Consider the following 422-nt stretch of genomic DNA (forward strand, 5'->3'; position numbering starts at 1 on the left):
CTGGACGATTTGAAAAACTTCCCGTTCACCACCAAAGCGTATCTACGTGACGCCTACCCGTTCGATTCATTCGCGGTTCCGATGAATGAGGTTGTTCGCGTACACGCATCTTCCGGTACCACCGGTAAGCCAACTGTTGTGGGTTACACCCAGAACGATATCAATACTTGGGCTGACGTCGTTGCACGTTCCATCCGTGCTGCGGGTGGCCACTACGGTGACAAAGTACACGTTTCTTACGGTTACGGTCTGTTCACGGGTGGTATGGGTGCACACTACGGTGCCGAGCGTCTGGGCTGTACTGTGATCCCTATGTCCGGTGGCCAGACCGAGAAACAGGTCCAGCTGATCCAGGATTTTGATCCGGACATTATCATGGTGACGCCATCCTACATGCTGAACCTGATCGACGAGATGGAACG

Annotated in this window: 1 pseudogene; it reads left to right on the forward strand. The window is 53.6% G+C overall.

What is annotated here, in order from left to right:
* Positions 1–422: pseudogene (locus QKW35_RS21270) on the forward strand (phenylacetate--CoA ligase); the annotation flags it as partial.

The sequence above is a fragment of the Pontibacterium granulatum genome (genome assembly GCF_029961155.1).
In the GTDB taxonomy this organism is placed as follows: domain Bacteria; phylum Pseudomonadota; class Gammaproteobacteria; order Pseudomonadales; family Balneatricaceae; genus Pontibacterium; species Pontibacterium granulatum.